This is a genomic window from Methyloceanibacter sp. wino2 (assembly GCF_003071365.1).
In the GTDB taxonomy this organism is placed as follows: domain Bacteria; phylum Pseudomonadota; class Alphaproteobacteria; order Rhizobiales; family Methyloligellaceae; genus Methyloceanibacter.
Genome location: NZ_CP028960.1, coordinates 608306 through 631763, shown reverse-complemented (window position 1 = coordinate 631763; position 23458 = coordinate 608306). Strand labels below are relative to the sequence as shown.

Here is a 23458-nt window from a genome sequence, read left to right as displayed (position 1 = left end):
TTGGTCGGAAACGTTCAAGAGAGATGGTGCCGTTGCGTTCAATTTCCCCCCGTGTGCCCCATACCCGCTTTTTCGGACTGGTAAGTGCGGCACTCCTCTTTTCAGCTCTTGCTGTTGGATCTTTGCCCGCTGGTGCCCAAGACGCCCCGGGCACAGATGACGTCGAGACGCCAGCCAAGACCGGCGACGCGCAGCCGAAGGCTAGCGACGACGCTGCCGCGGATGCCGGCAAGCCGAAGGCTGCAAAGCCGGACGCCGCCAAGAAGACGATGCATGTCGTCTATCTCGGTAAGGAATACGAAGAGCCGCTCCCGCTCTCCTACGCGGAGAAGGTGATCACCGACAAAGGCATCCAAGGCGCGCGCCTCATGCTCAAGGAGGCGAACCAGGCCGGTAATTTCGTCGGCTATGGCTTCGAGCTCGAGGAAGTCATCATCCCCGCAGACGAGGACATCGTGGCGAAGGCCAAGGAAGCGCTGGCGGCCGGCCACCGCTTCTTCATCGCCGACCTGGAGCCCGACGATCTGCTGGCCGTGGCCGATCTGCCAGAGGCCAAAGACGCGCTCATCATGAACATCCGCTCCAGCGCGACCAAGCTGCGCCAGGAGGAATGCCGCCAGAACGTCTTCCATATCATTCCGGACTACGCGATGCGCGCCGACGCCCTGGCGCAGTACCTGATCTGGAAGAAGTGGCCGAAATGGTATGTCATCCGCCGCGATACGCCCGAGGATCAGGATTATCTCGCCCAGGTCCAGCGTGCGGCCAAGCGCTTCGGCGGCAAGGTGGTGGAAGACCACCTCTACGACCTTCCCCCTGGAGCCCGGAATCTGGACTCGGGCCATCAGCAGATCCAGCAGCAAATGGCGCTGGAGACGCAGCGTGCGCCGGAGCACGACGTCGTTTGGTCCATCAATAGCGACGACGATTTCGGCGACTATCTGATGTACCGCACCACCATGCCCCGCCCGGTAGTGGGTACGCAGGGCCTTCAGGCGACGGCCTGGGACAAGTCCTACACGGAGTCGGGCGGCATGCGCTTTCAGCGCGCGATTCCGCGTCTGGCAAACCGCCCGCCGGTCGAACGGGATTATACGGCCTGGCTGGGCCTCCGCGCTCTGTCGGACGCGGCGCAGAAGTCCGGCACGGTCGATCCCAAGGGCGTGAAGGATTACATGCTGTCGGACGAGTTCCGGCTCGAGGCCTTCAAGGGCCAAGCGCTGAGTTTCCGCCCCTGGGATCACCAGATGCGCCAGCCGATCATTCTGGGCGGCGGCACCCGCGTACCGGTCTCCACGTCGCCGCAGGAAGGCTTCCTGCATCCGAAATACGTCACCGACACGCTCGGCTTCGACAAACCAGAAACCAAGTGCAAATTCTAACGAGCTGCCGCAAAGGGTACCAAATGACACGCATCGGCCTTGCAACTGTTTGTGCGACGGCGTTTGTTCTCGCCGCCGCTCCGCTGGCTCACGCCGAGACGATCTTCGTCTCCAACGAGAAAGACAACACCGTCACGGTCATCGACGGCGACACGATGGAGACCATCGATACGATCGAGACGTCGCGCCGTCCGCGCGGCATCGTCCTGAGCCCTGACAACAAGGAACTGTTCGTCGCGGCCGGTGACGGCGACATCATCGACGTTGTCGACACCAAGACGCTCAAGATCACGCGACAGCTCGAAAGCGGCCCTGATCCGGAATTGATGGACATCGATCCCGACGGCAAGATCATCTATATCGCCAACGAAGACGACAGCATGGTCACGATCATGGATCTCGGCTCCGGCGACGTCTTGGCCGAGGTGCCGGTGGGCGTGGAGCCCGAAGGCATGGCAGTCAGCCCGGACAACAAGTACACCGCCGCCACCTCGGAAAGCACGAGCATGGCGCATATCATCGACAACGAAACGCATCAGCTGATCGCCAACGTGCTGGTCGACTCCCGGCCGCGCGAGGCGAAGTGGACCAAGGACGGCAAGGAGCTGTGGGTCTCTTCGGAAGTGGGCGGCACGGTTTCCGTGATCGATCCGTCCACCTGGGAGATCACCAACAAGATTCGCTTCGAGGTGCCGGGCGTGCGTCCCGAGCAGCTTCAGCCGGTCGGCATGGACTTCGTCAAGGACGAGTCGCTCGTCATGGTGCCGCTCGGTCCGTCCAACCGCGTTGCCGTCATCGACACGGCCAAGAAGGAAGTCGTGGACTACATCCTGGTCGGTCAGCGCCCCTGGCACGGCGAGACCAGCGCGGACGGCAAGAAATACTACGTGGCCAACGGCCTGACGAACGACATGACGATCATCGACCTCGACTCGCTGAAGGCGGTCAAGTCCGTGCCCGTCGGACGTCTGCCCTGGGGTGTCGCCGTGATGCCGGGCAAGCCTGACGCCTAGGTCACAGGCAATACATTGCAGGTGAATTTGGCGGCCGCTCCATCATCGGGAGCGGCCGTTTCTTTTGCGCGAGCGTGAGCGTTGCTGCCGACAGCGCGCGGCCGTAAAGGCCTAGGTGCCCTGGAAGCTGGTCTCGGCGGGCTTCTTCACCTCTTTCAGATGAAGGATCGCCTCTTTCACGTACGGATCGAGGCCGTCTCCACCTTGGTCGAGATAGGCGAAGATCGCCTCGCGCATCCGCGGGTCCCAAAACTTCTTGATATGGCTGGCGATCCCCGGAACGATTTCGTCTTCCTTCTGGTACTGGAAGAACTTTCCGATCTGGTTCGCCATGTAGACGAGATTCTCGGGCTTCATAAACGCAAGGCTCTCCGTGATGCGAGGCGAGGGGGCGGAGGACTACTCCGCCGCCACCAAAGGTTCGGCGATACGGCGCGCTGCCTTCGACAGCTCCTCGTACTCCTCCTGCCACTCGGACGGCCCGTTGGACGGCGCGACCTGAACGGCCGTCACCTTGTACTCGGGGCAGTTCGTGGCCCAGTCGGAGAACTCGGTCGTCACCACGTTCACCTGCGTCGTCGGGTGGTGGAACGTGGTGTAGACAACGCCCGGCGCCACACGTTCGGTGATCAGCGCCCGCAAGGTCGTCTCGCCGGTGCGGCTGGCGATCTTCACCCAGTCGCCGTCGCGCACGCCGCGGTTCTCGGCATCGAAGGGATGAATCTCGAGGCGATCCTCTTCGTGCCAGACGACGTTCTCCGTGCGCCGCGTCTGCGCGCCCACATTGTACTGGGACAGGATGCGTCCCGTGGTCAGCAGAAGCGGGAAGCGCGGGCCGGTCTTCTCGTCCGTTGCCACGTATTCGGTGACGACGAACTTGCCCTTGCCGCGCGTGAAGCTCTCGATATGCATGACCGGGGTGCCTTCCGGCGCCTCGTCGTTGCACGGCCACTGCACGGAGCCGAGTTCGTCGAGCTTCTCGTATGAGACGCCCGTGAAGGTCGGCGTGAGGCGTGCGATCTCGTCCATGATCTGCGACGGATGATCGTAATGCATCGGGTAGCCCAGAGCGTTGGACAGCATCTGGGTGATCTCCCAATCCTCATAACCGTTCACCGGCGCCATCACCTTGCGCACACGCTGGATGCGGCGCTCGGCGTTGGTGAAGGTTCCGTTCTTCTCGAGGAAGGTCGAACCGGGCAGGAACACATGGGCGTAGTTGGCGGTCTCGACCAGGAACAGGTCCTGCACCACCACGCATTCCATCGCGGCGAGGCCGGCGGCCATGTGCTGGGTGTTCGGGTCGGACTGAAGAATGTCTTCGCCCTGGATGTAGATGCCCTTGAACGAGCCATCGAGCGCGGCGTCGATCATGTTGGGAATACGCAAGCCCGGCTCATCGAGCAGCGGACGGCCCCAAAGGGACTCGAACAGCTCCATGGTCGCCGTGTCGGAGACGTGGCGATAGCCGGGCAGCTCGTGCGGGAAGGATCCCATGTCGCAGGAACCCTGCACGTTGTTCTGACCGCGCAGCGGGTTCACGCCCACGCCTTCACGGCCGATATTGCCGGTCGCCATGGCGAGGTTGGCAATGGCCATGACCGTGGTGGAGCCCTGGCTGTGCTCGGTGACGCCGAGACCGTAATAGATGGCCGCGTTGCCGCCCGTCGCGTAAAGCCGGGCCGCTTTGCGGATCAGCTCGGCGGGAACGCCGGAAATCTTCTCGACCTCTTCGGGCGCGTGACGCGGGTCGGCGACGAACCGGGCCCAATCCTGGAACTCGTCCCACTCGCACCGCTCACGGACGAAGTCCTCGTTCACGAGGCCTTCGGTGACGATGACGTGGCCGAGAGACGTCACGACGGCGACGTTCGTGCCGGGCCGCAGAGGCAGATGGTAGTCGGCCTTGACGTTCGGCGACTTCACCAAGTCGGTTCTGCGCGGATCGACAACGATCAGCTTCGCGCCCTGGCGCAGGCGCTTCTTCATGCGCGAGGCGAACACCGGATGGCCGTCCGTCGGGTTGGCGCCAATCACCAGGATGACGTCGGATTTCTCGACGGAATCGAAGTCCTGCGTGCCGGCGCTCTCGCCGTAGGTCGTCTTCAAGCCATAGCCGGTTGGCGAGTGGCAAACGCGGGCGCAGGTATCGACATTGTTGTTGCCGAAGCCGGCGCGGATCAGCTTCTGCACCAGGAAGGTCTCTTCGTTGGTGCAGCGGGAAGAGGTGATGCCGCCGATCGAGCTCTTGCCGTATTTGGCTTGGATGCGTTTGAACTCCGACGCGGTGTATTGAATGGCTTCTTCCCACGAAACCTCACGCCACGGATCGGTGATCTTCTCGCGGATCATCGGCTTGGTGATGCGGTCCTTGTGGTGCGCGTAGCCGTAGGCGAAGCGTCCCTTCACGCAGGAATGGCCGCGATTGGCCTTGCCTTCCTTCTGCGGGATCATGCGGACGAGTTCGTCGCCGCGCATCTCGGCCCGGAAGGAGCAGCCCACGCCGCAATAGGCACAGGTCGTCACGGTGGCCGTGTCGGGCGTACCGATCTCGATCACGGATTTCTCGTTGAGCGTCGCGGTCGGGCAGGCCTGCACGCAAGCGCCGCAGGACACGCACTCGGACTCGAGGAAGCTCTCCTGCATCGAGGGCGAGACCACCGACTGGAAGCCGCGATTGGCGATCGTCAGCGCGAATGTGCCTTGCACTTCCTCGCAGGCGCGGACGCAGCGGGAGCAGACGATGCACTTGGAGGGTTCGTAGGTGAAATAGGGGTTTGAGTCGTCGATGCCCGGATTGGGATGTTTCTGACCGTCATAGCCGTAGCGCACATCGCGCAGGCCCACGGCGCCGGCCATGTCCTGCAGTTCGCAATCGCCATTGGCCGAGCAGGTCAGGCAGTCGAGCGGATGCTCCGAAATGTAGAGCTCCATCACGCCCTTGCGGAGCCGCTTCAGACGGTCGGTCTGCGTCTTGACCACCATGCCCTCGCCGACAGGCGTGGTGCACGAGGCGGGTGTTCCGTTACGGCCTTCGATCTCGATCAGGCAAAGCCGGCAAGACCCGTAGGAGTCCAGCATGTCCGTGGCGCAGAGCTTGGGGATTTGAGTCCCCATCTCCATCGCCGCCCGCATGATGGACGTTCCCTCCGGCACCGTTACCTCGGCGCCGTCGATGGTCAGCGTGACGAGCTTCTCTGACTTCGATTTTGGTGTTCCGTAGTCGGTTTCCGGATTCAAAGGCATCGGATTTTCCTCACTCAGCGGCCTCGAGGCGCTTCTTCTCGGCGCCGAAATCTTCAGGGAAATGGGTTAGCGCGCTCATTACGGGATAGGGCGCAAAACCTCCGAGCGCGCAGAGGGAGCCCAACTTCATCGTGTTGCAGAGATCTTCGAGGATCTCCAGGTTCTCGGCCCGGTTCTCGTTGGCGACGATCTTGTCGATCACCTCCATGCCACGCGCAGAACCGATCCGGCACGGGGTGCACTTCCCGCAGGATTCGATCGCGCAGAACTCCATGGCGAAATGTGCCTGTTGCGCCATGTCGACGGTGTCGTCGAACACGACGACACCGGCGTGGCCGATGAGACCATCGCGGGCCGCGAAGGCCTCGTAGTCGAACGGCGTGTCGAAGAGTTCGCGGGGGAAGTAGGCGCCGAGCGGGCCGCCCACCTGAACCGCGCGAACCGGACGGCCGGAATAGGTGCCGCCGCCGATGTCGTCGACCAGTTCGCCGAGCGTAATGCCGAAAGCCGTCTCGTAGAGACCGCCATGCTTGATGTTACCGGCCAGCTGGATCGGCATCGTGCCGCGGGAACGGCCCATGCCGAAGTCATGATAATACTTGCCGCCCTTGTCCATGATGATCGGGACGGTCGCCAGCGACAGGACGTTGTTGATGATGGTCGGCTGCCCGAACAGGCCGATATGGGCCGGAAGCGGCGGCTTGGCGCGTACCTCGCCGCGTTTGCCTTCCAGGCTGTCGAGCAGGGACGTCTCCTCGCCGCAGACGTAAGCGCCCGCACCGTCGCGGACTTCCATGTCGAACGCAAAGCCCGACCCGGCCACGTTGTCGCCGAGAAGGCCTGCTTCGCGCGCCGAGTCGATGGCGGCGCGCAAGGCGACGCTCGCATGCGGATACTCGGAGCGCAGGTAGATGTAGCCGTAGGTCGCGCCAACCGCGACGCCGGCGATCGTCATGCCCTCGATGAGCACGAAAGGATCGCCTTCCATGATCATGCGGTCGGCGAACGTGCCGCTATCACCTTCGTCCGCGTTGCAGACGATGTATTTCTGCTGCGGCGGACAGTCGGCGACCGTGCGCCACTTGATCCCGGTGGGGAAGCCCGCGCCGCCGCGACCGCGAAGGCCGGAGGCCAGGACTTCCTCGATAATGCCGTCGGGGCCGACCTCGAGAGCCTTTTTCAGGCCGGCGTAACCGCCATGGGCCTTGTAGTCCTCCAAGGACCGCGGATCGGTGGTGCCGACCCGGGCGAAGGTGAGGCGGGTCTGGTTCTTGAACCAGGGATACTCATCCACGACGCCGATGCATTTCTTGTGGGGCTTGCCCTCGAGCATGCCGGCATCGATGAGGTCGTCCACCTTGGAGGCCCGAACCGGGCCGTAGCCGACGCGGCCTTGGTCCGTTTCCACTTCGACCAAGGGCTCCAGCCAGTACATGCCGCGCGATCCGTTCCGCACGATCTCAAGATCGAGTCCACGTTCCTTGGCTTCTTTCTCGAAGCGTTTGACGACGGCTTCGGCCCGAGGGCCAGTGCTCCGGAATCGCGGGAAATATAAATGCGGGTCACGCCTGCGCCTCCTTGAGCAGCTCATCCAGCCGCTCCTCGTCGAGCCCCGCGTACACATCCTTGTCCAGCATGGCGGCGGGGGAGGAATGACACAGTCCGAGGCAGTAAACGGGCTCGAGGGTCACGCGGGCGTCAGCCGTGGTGCCGCCCATCTCCACCCCGAGCTTCTCTTTCGCGCGCTTCTCCAGCGACCGCACGCCGGCGGCTTGGCAGGATTCGGCGAGACAGATCTTGAGGACACGGCGTCCCGGCGGTTCACGCCGATAGTCGTGATAAAATGTCACGCACCCATGCACTTCAGCCCGTGTAATATTGAGGGCCTCGGCAATCAAGGGCTCCGCCTCTAGCGGAACGCAACCGAAAACCTCCTGCAGAGCATGGAGGATAGGGAGCGTCGCGCCCTTCTGATCCTGATGCTGCGCAATGATCTCGATTGCGCGCTCAGACGTCCATTTTTCGTACTTTTGCATTGCCCAGGAACGTTTCTTCAACCGTGTTCAAAATGAACATTTAGAATTATGAAATCAATAAAGCAAAGCCGTTAGGGGATCGGGATTCCTGATCGAACCGATAGGCATTTGCCTCGGATTTCCCGGTTGTTAGATCGTTTTTTTCAACCGTTAGGCATCTGCGATCTCCGGTGACGCTTTCATCGCCGCTATGCCCTCCAAAACCGGCGCAAGTTGCTTGGCCTCCGCCACGAGCGCGCTGATCAACGGCGTCAGCGGGTTACGGTGGGGTACGACGAGCCCGATCGAGTGCGTCACCACGGGATCGACGATCGGGATGGCGCGCACGTTCTTGGTGACACCCAACACTTCTGCCAGTCGTGACGGCATGACGCTGGTCCATTTGCCTGTCCGCACATGCGCGATGAGAACGATGACGGAGTCCGATTCCAGCCTCGGCTCCACTTCCGCGCCGACCTCCGCCAGCTGCGCATCGATGATCCGGCGATTCTGCATGTCGGGTGTCAGCAGGCAGAGCGGCATCTGGCCGACCTCCTGCCATGTGACGCTTTCCCGATCCGCCAGCGGGCCCTCGCTGGAGGCGAGCAGGCGGTAGTACTCGGTGTAGAGCGGCACGGATTGCACCCGGCCGAGCGGTTCATTGTCGAGATAGGTCAGCCCGGCGTCGATCTCCAGATTCTCCAGCATGCTCAAGACCTCGATGGAGGTCCTGGAGTGGATGGTGAAGCGCACGTCCGGATGGTTCGACTGATAGGGGGTCGTCAACATGGCCACGATGGGCAGCGCCGTCGGGATGGCGCCGATCCGCAAATGCCCGGCAAGACCATGTTTTAGCGCATCAATTTCCTGGCGCATGGCGCGCGTGTCCGAAACGATCCGCCGCGCCCAGTCCAGCACGCGCTCGCCTTCCGGCGTGAACCCGCGGAAGCGCGAGCCGCGCTCGACGAGAAGCACCCCAAGCGTGTCCTCGAGCTGCTTGATTCCGGCCGAGAACGTCGGCTGGCTCACGCCGCAGCTTTCTGCGGCGTGACCGAAGTGGCGCTCCCGCGAGAGCGCGATGAGGAATTCAAGCTTGTCGATCATGCCGTGCCCGCGCGCCGTCCCGGTACTAGTTTGGCAGCCAATTCCGATAGTGGAGGCAGCACGCCGTCACAGCAACCTTTGAAGTGGTCCAGCCTAGTCCTTCTTCTCCGCCCGGAAGGTTTTGTGACAGGTCTTGCAGGCGTCGATGACGTCCTTGAACTTGGCTTTCCACTCCGGGGATTCACTGGACACCGCCTCTTCCAGTGCCGCTGCTGCTGTCGCCAGCTTCTCGGTATCCGTTGTGAACTTGTCCCACTGGGTCCAGACCTCGGGTTTCGCCTCGCTGGGATGACCGCCGGAGCCTTCGGGGAAGAGCTGCGGAATCTCGGCGGAGGTGGCCTCGATCTCCTTTGCGGCAGCGCTTGCCTTCGCCGCATCGAACGAAGTCTTACCCTTCGCCATGTCGCCGAGGACCTTCATGGCGTCCTTCTGCTTATCCATGAGGTCCATGCGCTCCTTGACGACGCCTGTCGCTTCTTCGTGGGCGGACAGAACGGCGGGTGTCAAAACCAAAGCGCAAACGGCAACGAGCTGAGCCAACTTCAATTTCATTAGAGTCTCCCGAGCAGGCATTGTTGAACGTGGCGCGGTTGGACGATGGGCTGGTCCCAGTTTGCTCAGCCCGTGTTACGCCGTCCCCCGAATCGCGACCGACTAGACTAAGGGCAGTATTGGGGCCTCAGGAAGACAGGCCCCGGTCACGCTCGCGTGATCGGCGCCGTCGAGCGTTCCGGAGCCGAGGAAAAGGCAAAGCCGATTGAGAAATAGTCGCCGGACGGCGCCAAATCGGCTAACACGGGGGCCGCAATTTTCGCGGTCGCTGCTCCGGATGTCTGGGGTGGGGCCACGGGTTCGATGCCGAGGGTCCGACGCCATGACGACAAAACTTCCAGCGTACGCACTTGTCGCCGATATCGGCGGCACCAATGCGCGCTTCGCGATCGCCGATCTTACCTCGCTCGATCTCTCGGACATCCGCACCTTTCCCACGGCCGAGCATGCGACCCTCGCGGCCGCCATGCGCGCGTATCTTCAGGATGCGCCGCAGAAGGTCGCCCATGCCGGCTTGGCCGTGGCGGCGCCGCTGCTGGAAGACACCGTCTCGTTCACCAACGCGACTTGGACGTTCAAGCGAAGCACGCTCGCCCAGGAAGCCGGGCTCGACGCGGCCTACGTGTTCAACGATTTCGAGGCTCAGGCCTATGCGCTTCCCGTTCTGACCGCGGATGAGCTCTACACGCTGCACGGCGGGACTGCCGTGGAGAAGGCGCCCAAAGTGGTCCTCGGCCCGGGAACGGGCTTGGGCGTGGCAAGCCTCGTTTGGTCGCCGACCGGCTGGGTGCCGGTGCCGGGCGAGGGCGGGCATCAAACCTTCCCCGCGGAGAACGAGCGCGAACTCGCGATTCTGGAGCGCATGCGCAAAGGACTTGAGCGTCTCTCCGTGGAGCGCGCGCTGTCGGGTCCGGGCCTTGCCGATATCTACCGGGCGGTCGCCGAGTCTTACGGTTTCAGCGACGCGGAGCATACGCCGGCGGAAGTCGAACAGCTTGCCATCGCCGGCGAGGACGACATGGCCGTCCAGGCCTTGGACTATTTCGTCAAGTGGCTGGCGCGGTTTGCCGGCGACATGGCGCTCGCCTTCGGTGCCCGTGGCGGGGTGTATATCGGGGGCGGCATCGCCCCCAAGATGCTGGCTCGGTTGGAGCAAGCGGATTTCCGTGAGGAATTCGAGCGCAAGGGCCGCATGAAACCCTTCGTGGAGACGATCCCGATCAACGTGGTCATCAGCGACTATCCGGGCCTGAAGGGGGCCGCCGCGGGGCTGCGCACCAAACTCGCAAACGCTTAAGGGTCAGCCCGCCGCCGCCGCCCCGATGGCGCGGCCCACATCGGCCAGCGCATTGTCTCGCGCGGCCGCATCCGCCTTCGAGCCGGTCAGAAAGGCGGCGATCAGAATGGGCCGGCCGTCTTCCCCCCACGCCATGGCCACGTCGTTGCTCGTGCCGTGGGGCCCGGTTCCGGTGCGGTCTCCGACCCGCCATGTCGGCGGCAGGCCGGCCCGAAGCCGATCCTTCCCCGTCTGATTGGCGACGAACCATTCAGTGAGCCGGTCTCGCGACAGCGGGGACAACGCATCGCCCAGAAACAGCTTTTGCAGATCGCCCAGCATCGCCTCGGGCGTTGTGGTATCGCGCAGCTCGCCGGGGCCAAATACATTCGCGTCTGGCTCCATGCGGTCGATCCGCGTGACGGTATCGCCCAGCGAGCGCACATAGGCCGTTGCCGCTTCCGGGCCCCCGAGCCTTTCGAGGATGAGGTTGGCGGCAGTGTTGTCGCTCCACACCATCGCGGCTTCGCACAGCTCCGAGATGGTCATGGTGCCGCCGGCATATTCTTTGGCGACGGGGGCGTAGTCTAGGATCGCATCGGGCGGGACCGGGATTTCGCGCGAGAGCATCTCGTCGCCCTCGTCGACCCGGTGCAGCACGGCCGCCACCACAAGCAGCTTGAACGTGCTGCACATGGGAAAGCGTTCGCCGCCATGATACGCCGCCTTCAAGCCGTCGCCGGAGACGGCCACGCCCAGCCGACCGCCAATTTTCTTTTCGATTTTAGCGAATTGACTGGCGAGATCGGCTTCGGCGGCAAGCGCTTGGGTAGCGGCTTCGGCGCCTCGGGCGAGGGCGAGCAGCGATATGGCCGTAGCGCCCTGAGCGAACTGGCGGCGGGTGAGCATGGGCTCCGTCTAGCGGAGGAAAGCGACCGAAAAACGTCCGGTCGCTTTCCGAAAAAGTCCCTAGACCGGATACGGCTCGTTGCACTTCTCTCCCGCCGCGCGCTGCTGCTCCAGAAGCGCCGAGAACTCGGGAATGCCGAACGTGGTCGCCACGCCGCCGTTCTCATCCAGGATCTCGTAGACCACGTCCTTCACGTTGCGGTTGGAGAAGAACACGATGACGTCCTCATCGCCGCCGCCTTCCGTATGCGTCTCACCCGGGCCGGCGGACACGTAGCTGCCGACGGGCCGGATCTCCTTGATCTCGCCGTTGGGGCGATAGATCCGCAACTCGCCCTGCAGTACCAGAGTCCGGTAGGGGACCATGTGGTTGTGCATGGCGATCTTGGAGTTGGCGTCGAACTTGAACAGCAGATCGACAGTGCCGTTCTCAACGTCCACCTCGCAGATGTGATAGGCGATGTGGTCGATGCCATCGATCGTGCGCCAGTTGATGTTGCTGTCGTCAAATCCCTTGCCTGTCATGGCTTCCTCCTTATTGGACTGTCGTTGTTGTCCGCCGCCGGAGGGCCAAATCTATTCGACAAGTTTTTGGACAAGCCTTTTGGCCAAACTTCCCATCGGCAGCGATGCGGAAGGACGGTAGGGTCCGGAGAGGACTGCACTTGCCATTTGGTGCCAAACGGACAGCGCCTCAGGAAATGGAGCCATGCGGAGCTACGCGCTCACCAAAGCGAGCACTGTCGGGCCGATCGCCGATATCGTGGCGGCGTCCGGCGGCTCGATTACCAAGGTCTTCCGGAAGGCGGAGCTCCCGCTCACGCTGTTGGAGCAGCCTCAGCGACTGATCCTATTGCGCGATCAGTTTCATCTCCTGGAGACAGCCGCCCGCACTATCGGCGATCACAGCCTGGCCGTCCGCCTCTCGACCGAAGCCGGGATCCCGGGCCTCGGAGCCTATGGCGCGCACCTGATTACTCTGCCCACCTTGGGCGAGGCCATTCTCGAAAGCAGCCGCTCTCTCGCCAGCCTCTTGCAAGGAGCGACCACCATCGCGCTGGCGGTGGAAGGGCGCTGGGCCAAGTGGACCTATTGCGTCACGGAGAATTTGGGGCTCGGCCAGCAGAAGAACGAGATGCTGGCCATAGGCTACATGCTCGCTTTTCTCCGATACTTTGCGGGGCCGAGATGGACGCCCGACCGGGTGGAAGTCGCGGGCCGCTTCGACGGACGCCGGGAGATCGAAAAGGTCGTCTCTTGCGATGTGATCAGCGGCGACCGGGCCGGGGTCGTCTTTCCGGCGAGGCTTCTGGCGCTGACCAACCCGCGCCCGCCCCAAGATCGCGAGCCCGACTATCCGCCCGTGCCCGCCGAGACCGAGTTCACCGAGGTGGTCCGTCACATCCTGCTGTTGCAGCTTGATCAAGGAGAGGCCGGTATCGACAGCGTTGCCCGGCGGCTCGGTCTCTCGCGCCGAACCCTGCAGCGCCGCTTGTCGGAACAGGGAATGAATTTCGAAGGGCTGGCCCAGCGAACCGTGCGCGATCAGGCGCGCGGCCTCCTAGAGGAAACCGAGGTTCCGATCACGGATATCGCCTACGAGCTGGGCTACTCGGATCCGGCCCACTTCACCCGAGCCTTCCGGCGCTGGACGGGTGAGACGCCGCAACAGTGGCGGCGTCGCTTGGTCCAATAGAGTGTATCGGAAGAAAGGCGCTGCCCCCGGGGGCAAGCTTATTTGAACTCGACCTTGACGATCTCGTAGGACTTGCCGCCGCCGGGCGTCGAGACTTCGACCACGTCGTTCTTGCGCTTGCCGAGCAGGGCGCGGGCGATCGGGGAGGTGATGGAGATCTTGCCTTCCTTCACGTTGCCCTCGACTTCGCCGACGATCCGGTACTTGACCTTGTCTTCGGTATCTTCGTCGATCAGCGTGACCGTTGCACCGAACATGACCTGGTCGCCTTTGAGCTTGGACACGTCAATGATGTCCGCGCGGCTGAGCTTGTCCTCGAGATCGGCGATGCGCGCCTCCGTAATACCCTGCAGCTCCTTGGCGGCATGGTATTCGGCGTTCTCGGACAGGTCTCCGTGCGAGCGGGCTTCGGCGATCAATTTGATGATCCGCGGCCGTTCGGCGGTCTTGAGATTCTTGATCTCGGCCTCGAGGGATGTGTATCCCTCTGCGGTCATCGGCACCTTTTCCATGTCAGTTCAAACTCCTTAAGGGCGGGCCCCCTTTGACAATACTGTCAAGGAATTGACCCACCGAAGTCAAGAATCTGTTGATTTAGACCGTTTTCTAAAGCTAGCCGGTGGGCTCCGCGGAGCCTCAGCCAACGTAGCTTTGTAGAGGGGCGACGGTCAGGCTGCCTGCCCGCAAGGCCCGAATGGCCTCGGTAGCGGCGAGCGCGCCGGCGAGCGTTGTATAGTAAGGAATGTGGTTCAGCAAGGCCGACCGGCGTATCGACATGGAGTCCGCCAGAGCCTTGGCGCCCTCGGTCGTGTTGAAGACGATGTCGATATCGCCGTTTGTGATGGCGTCGACGATGTGCGGGCGCCCCTCGAGGACTTTGTTGACCCGCTCGCAGGCGATCCCATGTGCGGCAAGATGGCGCTGGGTTCCCCGCGTTGCGACGATGCGGAACCCCATCTCGATCATAGTCCGCACCGGCGCGAGCAGCTTGTCCTTGTCGAGATCCTTCACGGAAACGAAGACGGTTCCCGACAGGGGCAGCTTGGCGCCACCGCCGAGCTGGCTCTTGGCGAAGGCGACGGCGTAGTCGCGGTCGAGGCCCATCACCTCGCCGGTCGAGCGCATCTCCGGTCCCAGCACGGGATCGACGCCCGGGAACCGGGCGAAGGGGAAGACGGCTTCCTTCACGGCGATATGGTCGAGCTTCGCCGGTGTCAGGCCGAAATCGTCGAGCGGTTTGCCGGCCATGACCTCGGAGGCGATGCCGGCGATCGGCTTGCCGATGACCTTGGCGACGAACGGCACCGTGCGCGAGGCTCGCGGGTTGACCTCCAGGATGTAGATGTCGTCGTTCTGGATCGCGAATTGAATGTTCATCAGCCCGACCACGTTCAGCGCCCGCGCCAACTCCCTCGCTTGCCGTTCGAGTTCCGCAATGATTGCCGGTTTCAAGGAATGGGGCGGAAGCGAACAAGCGCTGTCTCCTGAATGCACGCCCGCTTCCTCGATGTGCTCCATTACCCCGCAGATAAAGACGTCGCGGCCGTCGGCCAGCGCGTCCACGTCCACTTCGATGGCATCGCGCAAATACGAGTCGAGCAGGACGGGGCTCTTACCGGACACGACCACGGCCTCGGCGATGTAGCGCTCGAGTTGCGCTTCGTCATGGACGATTTCCATGGCGCGGCCGCCGAGCACGTAAGACGGCCGGATCACCACGGGGAATCCGATCCGCTTGGCGATGGCGACCGCCTCCTCGGCCGAGCGGGCAATGCCGTTGTTGGGCTGGCGCAGACCGAGCTGTTCGATCAGCGCCTTGAAGCGGTCGCGGTCCTCGGCGAGATCGATGGCGTCGGGTGACGTGCCGAGAATGGGAACTTGCGCCTCTTCCAAGGCCGCCGCCAACTTCAGTGGCGTCTGGCCGCCGAACTGGACGATCACGCCCTTCACGGCGCCGTTCGTCTGTTCCTTCTGCACGATCTCGAGCACGTCTTCTTCCGTGAGCGGCTCGAAATAAAGGCGGTCAGACGTGTCGTAGTCGGTCGAGACGGTTTCGGGATTGCAATTGACCATGATGGTCTCGAACCCGGCCGCCGACAGCGCGAAGGCCGCGTGGCAACAGCAATAGTCGAACTCGATGCCTTGGCCGATCCGGTTCGGGCCGCCGCCGAGAATGATGATCTTGTCCGCGGCGCTCGGCCGCGCTTCGCAGGACTCGCCGCCGGTGAACCGCGTCTCGTAGGTCGAGTACATATAGGCCGTGGGCGAGGCAAACTCCGCCGCGCAGGTGTCGATGCGTTTGTAGACAGGGTGTACGTGCAGTGCATGCCGCGCGCTGCGGACGTCGGCGGGTGTCAGCCCGGCAAGCGTGGCCAGGCGGTCATCCGAGAAGCCCATGGCTTTCAACGCACGGAACGCGCCCGGCGTTTGCGGCAGTCCGTGTTCGCGGACGCGGGTCTCCGTGTCGATGATGTCCTGAAGCTGCCGGATGAACCACGGGTCGATGCGGCAGCTGTCATAGATCTGCTCGTGATCGACCCCGAGCCGCAGGGCTTGCGCCACCTTCAGCAGGCGGTCGGGCGTCGGCGATCCGAGCGCTTCGCGGATCACGTTCTTGTCGTCCCCCTGGCCAAGACCCTCGAAATGGAACTCGTCCAACCCCGTCAGGCCCGTCTCCAGTGACCGCAGTGCCTTCTGCAAGGACTCCGGGAAGGTCCGGCCGATGGCCATGGCCTCGCCGACCGACTTCATGGCCGTGGTAAGTGTCGGAGCGGAACCCTGAAACTTCTCGAAGGCGAAACGCGGAATCTTCGTGACCACGTAATCGATCGTGGGTTCGAACGAGGCGGGTGTTGCGCCGCCCGTAATGTCGTTCTCAAGTTCGTCCAGCGTGTAGCCGACGGCGAGCTTGGCGGCGATCTTGGCAATGGGGAAGCCGGTCGCCTTCGACGCCAGCGCCGAGGAACGCGACACACGCGGGTTCATCTCGATGACGATGAGCCGTCCGTCGTCGGGGTTCACGGCGAACTGAACGTTCGACCCGCCGGTCTCGACGCCGATCTCGCGCAACACCGCGATCGAGGCGTCGCGCATGATCTGGTATTCCTTGTCGGTGAGCGTGAGCGCCGGCGCCACGGTGATCGAGTCGCCTGTATGCACACCCATCGGATCGATGTTCTCGATGGAGCAAATGATGATGCAGTTGTCGTCCTTGTCGCGGACGACCTCCATCTCATATTCCTTCCAACCCAGCACCGACTCTTCGATCAGCACTTCGCAGGTGGGGGAGGCGTCGAGGCCGCGCTCGACGATCTCGAGAAACTCTTCGCGGTTGTAGGCAATGCCGCCACCGGTGCCGCCGAGCGTGAACGAGGGACGGATGATGGCCGGCAGGCCGACGTCCTGCATGGCCTCAAGCGCTTCGATCAGGCCTTTTTCGACATAGCGGCGCCGCCGCTCGGTCTCGTGCCGGCCCCAGTCCGCTTCGAATTCGAGCATCGCTTCGGCGCGCGCGTCGGGGTCCGAGTGCTCGGCCTCGATGCGCTCCACCTCCGCCTTGTACGTCTCACGGTCTGCGCGTTTCAGAGAGCCCGCATCGGCGAGGCGCGACTTGGGCGACTCGAGCCCGATCTTGTCCATGGCCTTGCGGAAGAGTTCACGGTCTTCCGCCTTGTCGATGACGTCGGCCTTCGCGCCGATCATCTCCACACCGTACTTCTCCAACACGCCGGCGCTCTCAAGGCTGAGCGCCGTGTTGAGGGCCGTCTGGCCGCCCATCGTGGGCAGCAGGGCATCGGGCCGTTCGCGTTCGATGATCCGTGCGACGAACTCGGGCGTGATCGGCTCGATATAGGTGGCGTCGGCGAGATCCGGGTCCGTCATGATCGTGGCCGGATTCGAATTGACCAGGATGATCCGGTAGCCCTCGTCTTTCAGCGCCTTGCAGGCTTGCGTGCCCGAATAGTCGAACTCGCACGCTTGGCCAATCACGATCGGTCCGGCGCCGATGATCAGAATGGATTTGATGTCTTCGCGTTTGGGCATCGTTCCGGCCGGGCTATGAGGTCTTCCGCGCGGCCATCAGCTCGACGAAGCGCGTGAAGAGGTAATGACTGTCTTGGGGGCCGGGCGAGGCCTCCGGATGGTATTGCACCGAGAAGACGGGCTTGTCCTTGACCTTCAGCCCGGCGTTCGAGCCGTCGAACAAAGACGTGTGAGTCTCGGTGACCGTCTCGGGCAGGCTTTCCCGTGTCACGGCGAAGCCGTGGTTCATCGAGGTGATCTCGACCTTGTGGGTCTCGAAATCCTTGACGGGGTGATTGGCGCCGTGATGGCCCTGGTGCATCTTGGCCGTCTCGGCTCCGAGCGCCCGGCCCAGCATCTGATGGCCGAGGCAGATGCCGAAGGTCGGGACCCCGCTGTCGATGATCTTCTCCAGCTCAGGCACCGCGTATTCGCCGGTCGCCGCCGGATCGCCCGGACCGTTCGAGACGAAAACGCCGTCGGGCTTGCGTGCCAGAATGGACTCGGCGCTGGTGTCGGCCGGGACCACGGTGATCTTGCAGCCCACAGTCGCCAGCTCGCGCAGGATGTTGCGCTTCAATCCGAAGTCGATGGCGACCACATGGAAGCGCGGCGACTCCTGACGGCCGTAGCCCTCGCCCCAGCGCCAGGACGTCTCGTCCCAGGTGTAGCTTTGCCCGCAGGTGACGTCCTTGGCGAGATCGAGGCCGACCATGCCGGACCACGCAGCGGCCTCGCGCTTCAGCGCGTCGATATCGAAAACACCGTCCGGGGAATGCGCGATCACCGCATTCTGCATGCCGTTCTCGCGAATGAGTGCCGTCAGCGCCCGCGTATCCACGCCGGTGATGGCGATGATGCCGCGCGCCTTGAGCCACGAGTCCAGGTCCTGCGCGGCGCGCCAATTGGACGGCGCGGTGATCGAGGTGCGCAAGACACAGCCCTTCACGCCGGACGAGGCGGCGAGATTGGAGGTTTCGATGTCCTCGGTGTTGGCGCCCACATTGCCGATATGGGGGAAGGTGAAGGTGATGATCTGTCCGGCATAGGAGGGATCGGTGAGGATCTCCTGATACCCGGTCATGGCCGTATTGAAACAGACTTCGCCCACGGCGCTGCCGGTCGCGCCCGCGCCGCGCCCTTCGATCACGGTCCCGTTCGCCAGAACGAGCAGGGCCGTCGGCGCTTCGTCCGCCCAAGGCTGCGTCCTTGGCGCATGCGTCCGCGCAAGGGGCGAGGACCCTGTGTCGTGCTCGTCAGTCATCCGCGAATATCTATGTTCGGCCGGTGTCGGTGGTCGCCAAAACGAAAGCTGCAAACGGTGGGGCGTTGCGCTCTGGTCAGTCAGGCGTGAGAACCACGATTTTTAAGGAGCGCGCGTCCTTAAGATGCGTTCTTTACGTCAGCTTTGTGACGGGGTCAATGGCGGAGCTCAAAAATTTTCTTGTTAAAACAATGCCTTAGATGCGCAAATTCGCTTGCGTGTCCGGGCGCCGTCGATTAGGTTGGGAGCTTCCTTCGAAAAGCAGCCCGAAATCGAGACAGATGCGCGAGACCATCACCGCCGCACTGAAAGCCGCGACCAAAGCGCGCGAGATGCAACGCGTGTCCACGCTTCGCCTTGTCAGCGCCGCCATCAAGGATCGCGATATCGCAGCCCGGACTTCGGGAGCCGAAAAGGCGACCGATGCCGAACTGCTCGAACTCTTCGCCAAGATGATCAAGCAGCGCGAGGAGTCGCAGAAGATCTACGCTGACGCCGGGCGTACCGAGCTTGCCGCGCAGGAAGGCGCCGAGGCCGACATCATTCGCGAGTTCCTGCCCAAGCAATTGTCCGACGCGGACATGGCCAAAGCCATCGACGACGCGATCGCCGAGACGGGCGCGAGCGGCATGCGCGACATGGGCAAAGTCATGGGCGTGCTCAAAGGCCGCTATGCGGGCCAGATGGATTTCGGCAAGGCCAGCGGCGCCGTGAAGGCCAAGCTCGGCTGATCCGTCGATTTGCTCCAAGAGTTGAGTGTGGTTAACGCGCGACTGCCTTGCGGCGCACGACCGTACCGGCACGTCGACCTGCGACATCTTTCCATCGATCGGAATTCGATCATCGTCAGTGCCCTGATCGTGCATTGTGCAGATGCACAAAAATGCGCGCCGGACACACATTACAAACGCGTCTTAGACACGCCAAAACCACATTGCGTTAACGCTTCCGTCACACTCGCGCGAAGCCGAAACGAGTCGCGACTCTTGATCGGCTTTCCTGATCGAGACATTCAAAAATGCCCACAAAATCAGCAGGTTTTTCGTTCTGAATTTCTGATCGAGTCATCAGGAAAATCGTGCGGCAGCGAGCCACGCGGCAGTATGTCATTGCGCTGCACCATAGACATGACGCGATGCAACAATATCTATGAGTGCAACGGGGCGCGGAATCAGTTCGCGTCCGATTTTGAGATTGGAGGCCTACCGATGTTCAAGAACATCCTTCCTATTGCCGCCGCCGGCGCGCTTTCGCTGTTTGCGGCTACAGGCTTTGCTAGCGCCGACGACTCGCATGCGACGAATCTCGGTCCCGTCGGACCGTACCAGCCGATTCTCGCAAAGGTCGGTGACTCTCGTCTTCTTGCCTATTACGAGCCCGATCAGGGCAAGTGTGCGGTAAGCGCCGTCATGTCGACGGCGGCAGCCGACGGTGCAGTCGAAGCCAAGCGCGTGCGTGTCGCGCTGCACCCTGGTGAACTGTTTCACCTCGACGGCGTGAAGAACGAGCGTGTGGTTTTCACCTGCGCGCCCGATGCCAAGGCCATGACCGTCCTCAACAAGGGTGAGGTTCTGACCAGGCAGGCGAGCAACGTCGTTTACTAGACGACGTCTTTGACGAGAGCCCTTGCTGCTGCGAGCGGGGACCTGGCCGGGCGGAACATACGTTCCGCCCGGTTTTACTTTGTCAGTTTCTTTGCAGCACTTTCCCTTGTTAGCCGCCCTCAAGCAGGGCAGCATGCGCGCGGTTTTCACTGCAACGCAAAGGGACAATCTGATGAAACTTTTAAAGTTTGCGGCTGTCGTGCCGTTCGCGGCCGTGGCGCTCTCGGCTGTGCCGGCACACGCTGTGCCGAAGTATGCATGCGCCGTGCACGAAGTTTTCGAGTGCACCGCCGTTTCGGGTTGCAAGCGCATCAAGCATGAGACAGCTGGCATCCCGCCCATGCTGACTCTCAACGTCAAAGAGAAGAACCTGTTCTCGGGTCTCTTCGGCGGTGGCGCTCTCCTGCAACAGGGCGATGTCTACGACGACGAGAAGGTCTTGATCATGCGCGGGCGCAAGGGGCTCCAGACCTGGTCGGCGGTTGTCGAAAAGCCGTCGGGTAATATGTCCGGAACGATTGCGCAGGCCGGCCGTGCCTTCACGCAGTTCGGGACGTGCGTCGAAGCCAAATAGGCTTCGCGACGCGCGAGAGAACATGCGTGCCGTCAAAGCGGCACACTGAATTGGGGCCGGGAGCAAAAGCGTCCGGCCTTTTTTCTGCGCTGTCGTCGCTGTTGCCTACGGCTCGTCGCGATACGGGCTACGCCGTGCGGCTATCCGTTCGCGCCGTTTCATTAGATAGAAGAGCGCGAAGACCCCGATCCCGAGGAGCAGAATGCCTCCGACCCAGGCGAGAGCCGTGCCGTAGACATAGATGAGGCCGATGCCGATCGCCGGCGTGACGCTCGATGCAACGACATCGGAAAGGTCGATGTCGAACCGCCACCAGACGAAGAGGGCGATCACGGCGAAGAGCGCGAGCAATACGACCAGAACAACTTCCATCGTCACCTGTCCCCGAAACGTCTCGACATCCGTAGAGTGCACTTTCCGGCCGCGTGGACAACGAGCATCGCTCGAACGTCAGCAGCCCCGCACGTGCTAGAGTCCTTGCTCGATGGCCTTGAGCACGGAGTAGCGCAGCCGGCCGCCGCCTCTGAGGGCGATGACGAAACGCACGCGTCCATGATTGGCCGTGTCGGCATAGCCGGCCAAAGTCCTGATCCCCGACATGGTGCCGGTCTTGTTCGTGCCGCCGTCGTGTCCGTGCATCAGCTCCGCATAGGTCACGAAGAGATCGAGAACCTTGGCGAGCCCCTGCGCCGTGAAGCGGTTGCCGCGGCTGAGACCGGAACCTTCTTCCAGATAGATGTCGTCTTGAAGCCCGTGCGCGGCCAGCATCTCGTTGGCGACCTTGAGAGACTTCTCGAGACTCACGGGGCCGCCGTAACGCGCCGCGCCGATCTCCAGGAAAACCTGGTTGGCGATGTAGTTGTTGGAGCCGATCAGAAGCAGATTGATGATGGCCGCGAGGCTTCGTGACTGCTGATGCACGTAAACAGGTTGAAGTCCTGGCGGCACCGGCCCGATCGTGATCTTGCCCTCGACCTTGCCGCCGGATTTCTCGATGAATGCTTCGAGGAGTTCTCCCGCATAGATCAGGCTGAGCTCGGGATCCTTCGCAAGGCTGATGCGGCCGCGTCCGTTCGGGCCCCGTGACCTGAACTGACTCACGGCCAACGGCGTAAGGGGCGTCTGTTTCTCGCCGGGATAGACCTTGGTGCCGCGGCGCACCGCGCTGATCGTGTTGAAGTTCACCGCCAGCGCGGAGTTCAACGCGTTGTACGAGCGGCTGTTGTCTTCGATTCCCGGGATGCTGACCTTCTCGGGGTAGTAGCTGGGATCCAGCACCATGCCCGTGATCGGCTCAGTTCCGATCGCCGCGACCAGTTCCGGCGCCAGCAGGGCTAACTCCTCGGAGACCAGCATCGGGTCGCCGCCGCCGCGCACGTAGAGCACGCGATTCTCATCGAGATAGAAATGCGTCTTGAAGCGATAGGCCGGCCCCAAGACCTCCATCGCGAGCCACGAGGTCACGACTTTCGCGACGGAAGCCGGCACGAACGGCTTGTCGGCGTTCTGCGTGATGAGCTCGGTGCCCTGTTCGTCGATCACATAGACAATGCCGTTGGGCGCCAGCGCTCTGACGCGTTCCTTCGCGCCGGCGAACGCAGCCGCGGCGAGTCCTTGGGCGGGCAGGAGAACGAAGGCAAGGATCAGCAGGCGGGACCACATGGCAGCTCTCTTTTACAGGCCGACCGGACGCAATGGCTAGACTGATCTTGGTTTGCGACAGCGGCGTTTACATGACCACCCGCACGCGGGTGGTATCAAACGGTGACATTGCGCGGCGGCAGCGCCAATCGCGCGAGCGCGGCGTGCCGAACGCTTGCCAGCCAAAGCGTGCCTTCCGATTGCGCTACGGCGGTCACGAATGAGAAGCCGCGGTGCCGCATTCGGATATTGTAGACGAGCCGTCCATCGAGATCGTAGGCCTGCACCCACACGATACGTTTCGGGCGCGGCTGCAGGACGCGGGGCAGCTTCAGCGCGAGCGTCCGCAAGGCCGGGTGCCGGGGCAGCAGGAAGTCGAGCAACGCAATGCGCGGCGCCGGCAGCGCCACCCACAACAGTCCCGTGCTCGATAGGCTGATGTTGTCGGGGAAGCCGTGCAGCCCGGTGACGAAATCGCTCCACGTTCCGGCGCGCTCGCCCTTCAGCCAATAGCGGCGGATCCGGTAGCCGAGTGTTTCAGCGACATAGAGACAGGACTCATCCGGTGCGAGGGCAATCCCGTTCGCGAAGGAGAGGTTCCGGTCGAGGACGGTGGTATCGCCATTGGGATGCACACGGATCAATTTTCCTGATGTCGCGTGCGCGATGGCGTCCGCCTGGTAGTCGTCCCACGTTGCCGTTTCGGACGACGTTGTCAGGTAGATGCTCCCGTCCTCGGACCGGGCGGCGTTGCTGCAAAAGCGCAAGGGTGCGCCGTCGATCTCGTTCAGTACGACTGTGACGCGCCCGGTCGCGGGATCGACGCGCAGCAGGCCCTTGTCGTGATCGCACACCAGCAATGTTCCGTCCGCGCAGGCCTCGAGACCCAGCGGCCGTCCGCCCGTATTGCCGAGAACGGCAGTGCCGTCCGTCGTCAGGCGCACCACATCGCCATTGCCGAGCCCCGTGACCACCGATCCATCTTGCTCGATCAGGACATCCTCGCCGCCGGAGCCGGGGAGGCCGTGCAGGGACAGCGGTGCCGTAATCGCCTCGTCGCGCGACTCGTTCATCCGGAATTTAGGCGGCGGCTGCCAGCGGACCGGTCTGTGCAAAGCCGACTGTCTCGAAGCCATGCTTTGCGATGCCACGTTCCGCG

General features: G+C 62.9%; 20 protein-coding genes and 1 pseudogene. 7 read left to right on the top strand and 14 right to left on the bottom strand.

The features are described 5' to 3' along the window. Positions 1-122 precede the first annotated feature (122 nt). Positions 123-1382, top strand: coding sequence for an ABC transporter substrate-binding protein (locus DCY11_RS02890; protein ID WP_159079757.1), 1260 nt, complete (start codon positions 123-125; stop codon positions 1380-1382). 23 nt (positions 1383-1405) lie between these two features. Next, positions 1406-2395: a PQQ-dependent catabolism-associated beta-propeller protein gene (locus tag DCY11_RS02885; RefSeq protein ID WP_108681177.1), complete on the top strand. Its 990-nt coding sequence runs from the start codon at positions 1406-1408 to the stop codon at positions 2393-2395. Between the two features lie 111 nt (positions 2396-2506). Here DCY11_RS02885 and DCY11_RS02880 read toward each other — a convergent pair whose 3' ends face one another. The 6 genes and pseudogenes from DCY11_RS02880 to DCY11_RS02855 form a co-directional block, all read right to left on the bottom strand. Further along, positions 2507-2752, bottom strand: a complete 246-nt coding sequence (locus DCY11_RS02880) for a formate dehydrogenase subunit delta (protein WP_108681176.1) — start codon at positions 2750-2752, stop codon at positions 2507-2509. A 42-nt stretch (positions 2753-2794) separates the two neighbouring features. After that, the gene (gene fdhF, locus DCY11_RS02875) at positions 2795-5641 is read right to left on the bottom strand and encodes a formate dehydrogenase subunit alpha (protein WP_108681175.1); all 2847 of its coding nucleotides are present in this window, start codon (positions 5639-5641) and stop codon (positions 2795-2797) included. A gap of 10 nt (positions 5642-5651) precedes the next feature. Further along, positions 5652-7207: pseudogene (locus DCY11_RS02870) on the bottom strand (formate dehydrogenase beta subunit). After that, entirely contained in the window at positions 7204-7677 is a 474-nt protein-coding gene (locus DCY11_RS02865) for a formate dehydrogenase subunit gamma (protein WP_069444443.1), read from the bottom strand. Before DCY11_RS02865 ends, DCY11_RS02870 begins: the two are co-directional and overlap by 4 nt. A gap of 150 nt (positions 7678-7827) precedes the next feature. Further along, complete coding sequence (locus DCY11_RS02860; RefSeq protein WP_108681174.1) at positions 7828-8760, bottom strand: LysR family transcriptional regulator; 933 nt, start codon at positions 8758-8760, stop codon at positions 7828-7830. A 93-nt stretch (positions 8761-8853) separates the two neighbouring features. Further along, the gene (locus tag DCY11_RS02855) at positions 8854-9312 is read right to left on the bottom strand and encodes a cytochrome c (RefSeq protein ID WP_159079756.1); all 459 of its coding nucleotides are present in this window, start codon (positions 9310-9312) and stop codon (positions 8854-8856) included. Between the two features lie 322 nt (positions 9313-9634). On the opposite strand from DCY11_RS02855, the gene glk reads away from it, so the two are divergent. Beyond that, a complete protein-coding gene (gene glk / locus DCY11_RS02850) occupies positions 9635-10609 on the top strand; it encodes a glucokinase (protein ID WP_159079755.1) in 975 nt (324 codons plus the stop codon). Between the two features lie 3 nt (positions 10610-10612). Here the strand turns inward: glk and bla are convergent, their stop codons facing one another. Then, positions 10613-11497: a class A beta-lactamase gene (bla, locus tag DCY11_RS02845; protein ID WP_108681171.1), complete on the bottom strand. Its 885-nt coding sequence runs from the start codon at positions 11495-11497 to the stop codon at positions 10613-10615. A 60-nt stretch (positions 11498-11557) separates the two neighbouring features. Continuing rightward, a complete protein-coding gene (locus DCY11_RS02840) occupies positions 11558-12022 on the bottom strand; it encodes a cupin domain-containing protein (RefSeq protein WP_108681170.1) in 465 nt (154 codons plus the stop codon). Between the two features lie 184 nt (positions 12023-12206). Here DCY11_RS02840 and DCY11_RS02835 point away from each other — a divergent pair, with 184 nt between their 5' ends. Next, the gene (locus tag DCY11_RS02835; protein ID WP_108681169.1) at positions 12207-13193 is read left to right on the top strand and encodes an AraC family transcriptional regulator; all 987 of its coding nucleotides are present in this window, start codon (positions 12207-12209) and stop codon (positions 13191-13193) included. 38 nt (positions 13194-13231) lie between these two features. Here the strand turns inward: DCY11_RS02835 and greA are convergent, their stop codons facing one another. The 3 genes from greA to carA form a co-directional block, all read right to left on the bottom strand. Further along, positions 13232-13705: a transcription elongation factor GreA gene (gene greA / locus DCY11_RS02830; protein WP_069444449.1), complete on the bottom strand. Its 474-nt coding sequence runs from the start codon at positions 13703-13705 to the stop codon at positions 13232-13234. Between the two features lie 124 nt (positions 13706-13829). Then, entirely contained in the window at positions 13830-17237 is a 3408-nt protein-coding gene (carB, locus tag DCY11_RS02825) for a carbamoyl-phosphate synthase large subunit (protein WP_108681168.1), read from the bottom strand. A 13-nt stretch (positions 17238-17250) separates the two neighbouring features. Next, positions 17251-18480 carry a glutamine-hydrolyzing carbamoyl-phosphate synthase small subunit gene (carA, locus tag DCY11_RS02820; RefSeq protein WP_108681167.1) on the bottom strand — a complete coding sequence of 410 codons (1230 nt, stop codon included), beginning with the start codon at positions 18478-18480 and terminating at the stop codon, positions 17251-17253. A 281-nt stretch (positions 18481-18761) separates the two neighbouring features. On the opposite strand from carA, the gene DCY11_RS02815 reads away from it, so the two are divergent. The 3 genes from DCY11_RS02815 (at position 18762) to DCY11_RS02805 (ending at position 20658) form a co-directional block, all read left to right on the top strand. Continuing rightward, the gene (locus DCY11_RS02815; RefSeq protein WP_108681166.1) at positions 18762-19211 is read left to right on the top strand and encodes a GatB/YqeY domain-containing protein; all 450 of its coding nucleotides are present in this window, start codon (positions 18762-18764) and stop codon (positions 19209-19211) included. 255 nt (positions 19212-19466) lie between these two features. Further along, entirely contained in the window at positions 19467-20084 is a 618-nt protein-coding gene (locus DCY11_RS02810; protein WP_159079754.1) for a hypothetical protein, read from the top strand. A 172-nt stretch (positions 20085-20256) separates the two neighbouring features. Next, positions 20257-20658, top strand: coding sequence for a hypothetical protein (locus DCY11_RS02805; protein ID WP_159079753.1), 402 nt, complete (start codon positions 20257-20259; stop codon positions 20656-20658). A 105-nt stretch (positions 20659-20763) separates the two neighbouring features. Here the strand turns inward: DCY11_RS02805 and DCY11_RS02800 are convergent, their stop codons facing one another. The 3 genes from DCY11_RS02800 to DCY11_RS02790 all read right to left on the bottom strand — a co-directional run bounded on the left by DCY11_RS02800 (position 20764) and on the right by DCY11_RS02790 (position 23372). After that, complete coding sequence (locus tag DCY11_RS02800; RefSeq protein WP_108681163.1) at positions 20764-21030, bottom strand: hypothetical protein; 267 nt, start codon at positions 21028-21030, stop codon at positions 20764-20766. A gap of 96 nt (positions 21031-21126) precedes the next feature. Next, positions 21127-22320, bottom strand: a complete 1194-nt coding sequence (locus DCY11_RS02795; RefSeq protein ID WP_108681162.1) for a D-alanyl-D-alanine carboxypeptidase/D-alanyl-D-alanine-endopeptidase — start codon at positions 22318-22320, stop codon at positions 21127-21129. Positions 22321-22415: 95 nt separating this feature from the next. Next, on the bottom strand, positions 22416-23372 hold the full coding sequence (locus DCY11_RS02790; RefSeq protein WP_159079752.1) for an SMP-30/gluconolactonase/LRE family protein: 957 nt from the start codon (positions 23370-23372) through the stop codon (positions 22416-22418). Between the last annotated feature and the right edge of the window lie 86 nt (positions 23373-23458).